The sequence below is a fragment of the Pseudomonas sp. S4_EA_1b genome (genome assembly GCF_016307435.1).
In the GTDB taxonomy this organism is placed as follows: domain Bacteria; phylum Pseudomonadota; class Gammaproteobacteria; order Pseudomonadales; family Pseudomonadaceae; genus Aquipseudomonas; species Aquipseudomonas rhodesiae.
Genome location: NZ_JAEILC010000163.1, coordinates 5,064 through 9,827, shown reverse-complemented (window position 1 = coordinate 9,827; position 4,764 = coordinate 5,064). Strand labels below are relative to the sequence as shown.

5 protein-coding genes are annotated in these 4,764 nt (G+C 62.5%); 3 read left to right on the top strand and 2 right to left on the bottom strand.

The window, feature by feature from the left end; genetic code table 11:
* Nucleotides 1-17 precede the first annotated feature (17 nt).
* From YA0848_RS34275 to YA0848_RS34265, 3 genes are all read left to right on the top strand, one after another.
* On the top strand, nt 18-728 hold the full coding sequence (locus YA0848_RS34275; RefSeq protein WP_034114601.1) for a FadR/GntR family transcriptional regulator: 711 nt from the start codon (nt 18-20) through the stop codon (nt 726-728).
* A gap of 30 nt (nt 729-758) precedes the next feature.
* The gene (locus tag YA0848_RS34270) at nt 759-1,454 is read left to right on the top strand and encodes a tRNA (adenine(22)-N(1))-methyltransferase (RefSeq protein ID WP_169902366.1); all 696 of its coding nucleotides are present in this window, start codon (nt 759-761) and stop codon (nt 1,452-1,454) included.
* Between the two features lie 331 nt (nt 1,455-1,785).
* Nucleotides 1,786-3,843, top strand: a complete 2,058-nt coding sequence (locus tag YA0848_RS34265) for a methyl-accepting chemotaxis protein (RefSeq protein WP_034099263.1) — start codon at nt 1,786-1,788, stop codon at nt 3,841-3,843.
* Between the two features lie 223 nt (nt 3,844-4,066).
* On the opposite strand, the gene YA0848_RS34260 is transcribed toward YA0848_RS34265, so the two are convergent.
* Together YA0848_RS34260 and YA0848_RS36270 are read right to left on the bottom strand one after the other, a co-directional pair.
* Complete coding sequence (locus YA0848_RS34260; RefSeq protein WP_034114598.1) at nt 4,067-4,525, bottom strand: REP-associated tyrosine transposase; 459 nt, start codon at nt 4,523-4,525, stop codon at nt 4,067-4,069.
* 38 nt (nt 4,526-4,563) lie between these two features.
* Nucleotides 4,564-4,764 (bottom strand): hypothetical protein (locus YA0848_RS36270; protein WP_232925248.1); only part of this gene is annotated, 201 nt, incomplete at its 5' end.

Here is a 4,764-nt window from a genome sequence, read left to right as displayed (position 1 = left end):
CCCGTGGACCCGTCGCAATGCCCATCCAACCCCCAGCCACCCCACGCAAACGCTCCACCAACCTGGCTCAAGGCGTGGTCGATGATCTGACCCAGCGCATCCTGTTGGGGCAGTTGAAACCCGGTGAAAAACTGCCGTCCGAATCCACCATCGTTCTCGAACACGGCGTGAGCCGCACGGTGGTGCGCGAAGCCATTTCCAAGCTGCAGGCGTCCGGGCTGGTGGAGACGCGTCACGGCATCGGCACCTTTGTGCTGGAGCCGCGCGCCCAGCAAGGCTTGCGTCTGCATGTGGACACGGTAGCCAGTGTGCGCAACATGCTGGAGCTGCGCCTGGGCCTGGAGGTGCAGGCGGTGGCGTTGGCTGCGGGGCGACGCTCCGATGCGCAACTGGCCCATATGCGCCAGGCCCTGGATGACTATCAGGCGTCCCTGGCCAACAACGACAGTTGTGTGGAAGAAGACAAACGCTTCCACCAGCTGATTGCCGAAGCCACCGGCAATACCTTCTTCACCGAGATCATGCAGCACCTGGGCAGCGCTATGATTCCGCGCAGCCTGGTCAAGGGCGCCGAGCGCGGTGGCGCGGACTTCGCAAAGCTGGGGCAGTTGGCGCACCTGGAGCATGAGGCGATTTTTAACGCGATCAAGCGTCAGGATGCGGACGCGGCCCGCGCAGCCATGGTGCTGCACTTGACCAATAGCCGGGACCGGTTTTCCGGCGAGTAAGACGCTCGAACGCGCCCATAGGACCCTCAATTGAACGAACACACTTTATCCATGCGCCTGGAACGCGTGGCGGCGAACGTGCCGTCGGGCGCGCGCCTGGCCGATATCGGCTCGGACCACGCATACCTGCCGGTAGCCTTGTTACGTCGTGGCGCGATCAGCGCGGCGGTTGCGGGGGAGCTGGCGAGCACGCCGTTCCACGCGGCCCAGCGCACCGTGCGCGATAACGACCTGCAAGCGCACATCAGCGTGCGCCAGGCCAACGGCCTTGCGGCCATCGAGCCCGACGACGTCATTACCGCGATCAGCCTGTGCGGCATGGGCGGCGAGACGATTCGCGACATCCTGGACGGCGGCAAGGCGCGCTTGAGCGGCCGCGAGCGCCTGATTCTGCAACCCAATGGCGGCGAGGCACCGCTGCGCCATTGGTTGATGGATAACGCTTACACGATCCTCAACGAAGAGCTGGTGCACGAAAACCGCTTCTACTACGAAATCATCGTCGCCGAACGCGCCGGGCCGGTGGCCTACAGCGCCGAACAACTGTACTTCGGCCCACTGCAGATGCAGGCGCGCAGCCCGGTGTTTTTGGCCAAATGGCAACGGGCGTTGCGTCTGAAGCAGAAGGTGCTGGCAGGCCTTGAACAGTCGGAGCAGGGCGCTCTACACGGCAAGCAACAACACATCGCCCGGCAGGTGCAATGGATCCGGGAGCTGCTGGGTTAAGCACACCTCATCGCGTCTTCAAGTTTGCGCGGTAGGCAGCCGATAGCCTGCCTATGACGGCGGATGGTTGAAGCGTGTGCTTGTCCGAACATCCCCGTGCTTGTCGTCCCCGGCGGTGACACCGTCACTGCCAGGACTGAGTGCTTTCGCCCCATTTTCGAGCACGCTACGGCGCGTTTTTGCACATCGCCTGCCCTGTTTCGGGGCTGTGGCTCAACGGCCCGTATCTTGCTAGTCCCAGAATAATCAATGACATGGCGTTTTGCCGTTAGTCATTTCAAGGTTTCCCCCAGCCCTGCACCGCCTGGGTGGTTTGAGGGAGTAGTCGGACATGCACAGTTTGTTATCACCCGGTATCCGCCTGCTCGGACAGTTTGGTTTCGCGCGCAAATTCCAACTGCTGTTTTTGCTGTTCATGCTGCCCTTGGCGGGTAGCCTGTGGATGATCGGTCAGGACTACCGGGACAAATTAAGTGTGATTTCCAGCGAGCGTTCCGGTGTCAGCCAGTTGTTGGCGCTCGATAGCCTGGACGCGCAATTGACCGCCCAGCGCAACCTGGCTGCGCGCTGGAAGGCCGTGGATCTGCTGCGCGAGCCCACACCCGCTGCGAAGGCTGCCATGGCCGCCTTGGATGCCAACTACGCACCGATCCAACAAAGCCTGCAAACCTTGGGTGAAACACTCAAGGCGCAGAACGTCAGCGCGGACATTCAGGCACGCTTCGACACCTTGCAAGGCGCAGTCAAGGGCCTGGACAGCCAATCCCTGCGCGCCGTGGGTTGGTGGCCGGATGGCTACGACCGCTTCACGTCGGCGCTCGGTGCCATGCAGGCATTGCGCGAGCAGATCGCGCTGGATACCGGCCTGATCCTCGACCCCTGGTTGGAAACCTACCTGACGATGCAAATCGCCACGCAGCAGACGCCCGACCTGATCGAGCGCATCGGCCGCATGGCGGGCATCGGCCAGTCGTCCATCGCGTCGGGGCAGTTCACTTTGCAGAGCCGCTTGCAGATGCGTGACCTGCGCAGCCGCATCGGTGATGCGCGGGATCAACTGATCAAGGCCGCCGTATCGCTCAAGGCCAAGCCTTACGCGGGTATGGAGCCGTGGACCGCGCAGTACGACAACAGCCTGCAGGTGCTGGACAACGAACTCAAAGTGCTGGACGACGGCGTGTTCGGCGGCACGATCAAACTCGACACCGCTGCTTTCGAGCGCAGTGTCGACGCCATGCTGAGCAGCCTCGGCGCACTGCGCAACCAGTCGCTCAATTCCCTGGACGCGCGCCTGGCGTATTACCACGATCGCTCACTGCAGCAATTTATCCCGGTGGCGGCGACATTCGGCCTGCTGGCCTTGGCGGCGCTGTACCTGTTTATGAGCTTGCAAGCTTCTATCCGGCGTAGCGCCAGTGGCATCACGACCCTGGCCGAGTCCCTGCGCGACGGCAATCTGTGCGTGGAAGTGGCGGTGCAGGGGCGTGACGAATTGGCGGCGATCAGCACGGCATTGAACGTGGCGGTGATGCAACTGCGCACTAGCCTGCTGGGGGTCAATCACGAAACCCAGCAGCTCGGCTCGGCGGTGATCACCCTCAACACCCAATCGGGTAGCACCCTCAGCGAAGTCGAAGACCAGCAACATCAGATCAGCCAGATCGCCGCCGCCGCCACGCAACTGGCCGCTACCTCCATGGGGGTAGCCAGAAGTTGCGAACAGGCCTCCGGCAGCGCCCAGCAAACCCGGCGCATCGCCGAGGACAGCAGCCGCGACAGCGAACGCACCACGGCCAGCATCCAGCAGCTCAACCAACGCCTGACCGACACCGCCGCCGCCTTGCAGCAAGTCAGCGATCAGGGCCAGCAGATTCAATCGGTGGTCGACACCATCCGCGGTATCGCCGAGCAGACCAACCTGCTGGCGCTCAACGCCGCCATCGAAGCGGCGCGCGCCGGTGAGCAAGGGCGCGGCTTTGCGGTGGTAGCCGATGAAGTGCGCAGCCTGTCCCAACGCACTCAGGCATCCACCGCGCAGATCGCCGGCACGGTAGACAGCCTGCGCGCCACCGTGACCCAGGCCGTCACCCTGATGGGCGCCGCGTGCGAACAAGCACTGAGCGATGCCGAATCGGTCACCGGGCTGGGCGTGCGATTGGGCGAGATCGCCGGCGCGGTGCAGAACGTCACCGACACCTTGGCGCAAATCGCCACGGCGGTAGAGGAACAAGCGACCACGGCGGATGAAGTCAGCGGCAATATTCAACAAGTCGACCAGGCCGCCGGGCGCTTGCTCGACGGCGCCCGCGCTGTGAACCGCGCGGCGGACACCCTGAGCAAGGGCAGCCAGGCGCTGAGCGATAACACGGCGCGGTTCCGCCTGGATTGAGACAAGCACCTGACGGAGATTGCGCGCCACTCCCACGTTTTAGGCCCGACCGGTACGGCGTGATCACCCACCCAGGATGCAGGCTGAGACCCGCGAACGCATTGTAGTGGGCGGGCTTGCCCCGCGCTGGGCTGNNCAAGCCCGCTCACCACAGAGACGCGCTCGCCACAAATAAAACGCATGGACGTACACCCTCCCAGATGTTCCAAAGCCCGCTGAGACATCAGAGCCAGGCGGCGTCCCATAACGAAAAATCTCCAACCCGCTCCACCAGGCCGGCCCGCAGGGGATTGGCAATGATGTAACGAGCCATCTTGCACAAATCGTCCTGCGCACGCACCGCCCTGTCGTGATAACCGGGCTGCCAAACCCGCTCCTTGCTTTGGCGGCGTCGGTTGATGGTCAGCGTACTTCGTGACTTCACGCGCCTTATCACATCGGGCAAATTCCGTTGCTTCAACTCAAATAGCCAATGCACATGGTCTGGCATCACGACCCAGGCCAAAGAATCAACTAGGCCCAGTTCATGCGCCTGCCGCAGCTCGGCAACCAGCAGCCGACCCAGATAGAGGTCAGTGAACAAACGGCGACGGTGGTTCACAACGAAGGTCACTAGGTAGCTACGTCCATGTTCCGAATAACGACCGTGACGCAGGCGATGGGATTGAGGGGGGAAGCGCATTGCGTTGCTCTATATGACTGTTCTGAAGAGCTTTAACGCTAGCCCGAGATGAGTGACGAGCGTCTGTCAGTTGATGACCAGATGTATCCAGACTTGCTCGCCTGCAGCCCGGCAAGCTGACCGTAAGCAGCGATGCCCTTTCTGTTGATCAGACTCGTTATGGTGAACGGGGCTTTTTGTGGTGACCGGGGCTCTTGTGGTGAAGGGACTTTTTTGTGGTGAGCGGGGCTCTTGTGGTG